This is a genomic window from Streptococcus mitis (assembly GCF_001579035.1).
Classification (GTDB): Bacteria; Bacillota; Bacilli; order Lactobacillales; family Streptococcaceae; genus Streptococcus; species Streptococcus mitis_J.
On the sequence record NZ_KQ970287.1, the window covers coordinates 80,835 to 84,138 of the forward strand.

Annotated in this window: 5 protein-coding genes; all 5 read left to right on the top strand. The window is 40.3% G+C overall.

Annotation, left to right across the window (positions count from 1 at the left end; genetic code table 11):
- Nucleotides 1-194 (top strand): uracil phosphoribosyltransferase (locus tag SMIDD26_RS04835; RefSeq protein ID WP_280630519.1); only part of this gene is annotated, 194 nt, incomplete at its 5' end.
- Nucleotides 195-366: 172 nt separating this feature from the next.
- Nucleotides 367-957 carry an ATP-dependent Clp protease proteolytic subunit ClpP gene (gene clpP / locus SMIDD26_RS04840; protein ID WP_000613475.1) on the top strand — a complete coding sequence of 197 codons (591 nt, stop codon included), beginning with the start codon at nt 367-369 and terminating at the stop codon, nt 955-957.
- 78 nt (nt 958-1,035) lie between these two features.
- Nucleotides 1,036-1,323 carry a YlbG family protein gene (locus tag SMIDD26_RS04845; RefSeq protein WP_049492230.1) on the top strand — a complete coding sequence of 96 codons (288 nt, stop codon included), beginning with the start codon at nt 1,036-1,038 and terminating at the stop codon, nt 1,321-1,323.
- Nucleotides 1,324-1,388: 65 nt separating this feature from the next.
- Nucleotides 1,389-2,549, top strand: coding sequence for an ABC transporter substrate-binding protein (locus SMIDD26_RS04850; RefSeq protein ID WP_061439260.1), 1,161 nt, complete (start codon nt 1,389-1,391; stop codon nt 2,547-2,549).
- A gap of 221 nt (nt 2,550-2,770) precedes the next feature.
- Nucleotides 2,771-3,304 (top strand): branched-chain amino acid ABC transporter permease (locus tag SMIDD26_RS12810; RefSeq protein ID WP_246746914.1); only part of this gene is annotated, 534 nt, incomplete at its 3' end.

A 3,304-nucleotide genomic window follows, 5' to 3' on the forward strand; every position in this document is an offset into this window, starting at 1 on the left:
CCCTTAAAAAACGTGGGGCATCAAATATCAAATTTGTCTGCCTTGTATCTGCTCCAGAAGGTGTAAAAGCCCTTCAAGAAGCTCATCCGGATGTAGAAATCTTTACAGCAGCCTTGGATGAACGCTTGAACGAACACGGTTATATCGTTCCAGGTCTTGGAGATGCTGGGGATCGCTTGTTCGGTACAAAATAAAATTAAAAAGAGATTGACTTGGAAAAGAAGTTCCAGTCACGAAAGGAGGTTGGGTTTTTGTTTCTGTCTAATGAAAACAGAGCAAAAATTTGACCTTTTTTGACCAAGATATTATAATAGTCTTATCTTCAGTCATTTGACCAACAAAATTAAAACTCAAAAGGAGAAATAAATGATTCCTGTCGTTATTGAACAAACAAGCCGTGGAGAACGTTCCTACGATATTTACTCACGTCTTCTAAAAGACCGCATCATTATGCTGACAGGTCCAGTTGAAGACAACATGGCCAACTCTGTTATTGCCCAGTTGCTTTTCTTGGATGCTCAAGATAGTACAAAAGATATTTACCTTTATGTCAATACACCAGGTGGTTCTGTTTCAGCTGGTTTGGCAATCGTTGATACCATGAACTTTATCAAGGCAGATGTCCAAACCATCGTGATGGGGATGGCTGCATCTATGGGGACTGTCATCGCATCAAGTGGAGCAAAAGGCAAACGTTTCATGCTTCCAAATGCTGAATACATGATTCACCAACCAATGGGTGGTACAGGTGGTGGTACTCAACAAACCGATATGGCGATCGCTGCAGAACACTTGCTTAAAACTCGTAACACCTTGGAAAAAATCTTGGCTGAAAATTCAGGTCAGTCAATCGAAAAAGTTCACGCAGATGCAGAACGCGATAACTGGATGAGTGCTCAAGAAACGCTTGAATATGGCTTTATTGATGAAATCATGGCCAACAATTCATTGAACTAATGATTAAAGAAGGCAAACTCGACTGAGTTTGCTTTTTTTGATATAATAGGGGGAGATTTCTTAGAAAGAGGATTTATCATGTTTGAAAAAGTCAATCGATCTGGCTTGATTATCTATCTTTACTATAATCGTGATGCCAAAAAACTGCAGGATTATGGAGATATTACCTATCATTCCAAGAAACATCGTTACTTACAACTCTATGTTCCAACTCAAGAAGTGGAGCAATTGGTCGGACACTTGAGCAAGGAAAAATTTATCAAAAAAGTCAGAGTTTGTCATATCCAAGAGCTGGAAACACCCTTTGTGGGCAATCTTTATCGAGAGGAAAACGTTATCATCGAAAAAGTTCAAGAAAAGTGTTGACAATTTTCTGATAATTCGGTATATTCTTAACATGCTATTTATTTAAGAAATAAGGAGACAAAAAAATGAAGAAAAAATTTGCCCTATCGTTTGTAGCGCTTGCAAGTGTAGCACTTCTTGCAGCCTGTGGAGAAGTGAAGTCTGGAGCGTCAAACGCTGCTGGTAACTCAGTAGAGGAAAAGACAATCAAAATCGGATTTAACTTCGAAGAAACTGGTGCCGTAGCTGCCTACGGAACATCTGAACAAAAAGGTGCCCAACTTGCTGTTGATGAAATCAATGCAGCAGGTGGTATCGATGGAAAACAAATCGAAGTAGTTGATAAAGATAACAAGTCTGAGACAGCTGAGGCGGCTTCAGTAACAACTAACCTTGTAACCCAATCTAAAGTATCAGCAATCGTAGGACCTGCGACATCTGGTGCAACTGCAGCTGCGGTAGCGAACGCTACAAAAGCAGGTGTTCCATTGATCTCACCAAGTGCGACTCAAGATGGATTGACTAAAGGTCAAGATTACCTCTTTATCGGAACTTTCCAAGATAGCTTCCAAGGAAAAATTATCTCAAACTATGTTTCTGAAAAATTAAATGCTAAGAAAGTTGTTCTTTACACTGACAATGCCAGTGACTATGCTAAAGGTATTGCTAAATCTTTCCGCGAGTCATACAAGGGTGAAATCGTTGCAGATGAAACTTTCGTAGCAGGTGACACAGACTTCCAAGCAGCCCTTACAAAAATGAAAGGGAAAGACTTTGATGCTATCATCGTCCCAGGTTACTACACTGAAGCTGGTAAAATTGTAAACCAAGCGCGTGGTATGGGAATTGACAAACCAATCGTTGGTGGTGATGGATTCAACGGTGAAGAGTTTGTACAACAAGCAACTGCTGAAAAAGCATCAAACATCTACTTTATCTCAGGCTTCTCAACTACTGTAGAAGTTTCAGCTAAAGCAAAAGCCTTCCTTGATGCATACCGTGCTAAGTACAATGAAGAGCCTTCAACATTTGCAGCCTTGGCTTATGACTCAGTTCACCTTGTAGCAAACGCAGCAAAAGGTGCTAAAAACTCAGGTGAAATCAAGGATAACCTTGCTAAAACAAAAGATTTTGAAGGTGTAACTGGTCAAACAAGCTTTGATGCAGACCACAACACAGTCAAAACTGCTTACATGATGACCATGAACAATGGTAAGGTTGAAGCAGCAGAAGTTGTAAAACCATAATAGAAAAATGTTGAAATAGGGAATGAGCCTCGGACTCACTCCCTGTTTCGATGTTTAATACTCTTTGAAAATCTCTTCAAACTGCGTCAACGTCGCCTTGCCGTACTCAAGTACAGCCTGCGGCTAGTTTCCTAGTTTGCTCTTTGATTTTCATTGAGTAAAAGAACCTATCAAAAAGTGAGGGGAAACTCTCAAAATTATATATAGAAAGAGTGAATCTTATGCTCCAACAACTAGTAAATGGTTTGATTCTAGGTAGTGTATACGCGCTGTTAGCCCTAGGATATACCATGGTTTACGGAATTATCAAGCTCATCAACTTTGCCCACGGTGATATTTATATGATGGGAGCCTTTATCGGTTATTTCTTGATCAATTCTTTCCAAATGAATTTCTTTGTAGCGCTTATTGTAGCCATGCTAGCGACAGCCATTCTTGGTGTCGTGATTGAGTTTCTTGCTTACCGACCTTTGCGTCACTCTACTCGTATTGCTGTTTTGATTACAGCTATTGGGGTTTCTTTCCTATTGGAGTATGGCATGGTCTATCTGGTTGGTGCCAATACCCGTGCCTTCCCTCAAGCGATTCAAACAGTTCGCTATGATTTGGGACCAGTTAGCCTAACAAATGTGCAGTTAATGATCTTGGCCATTTCCTTGATTTTGATGATTTTGTTACAAGTCATTGTCCAAAAGACCAAGATGGGGAAAGCCATGCGTGCAGTATCCGTAGATAGTGATGCGGCGCAATTGATG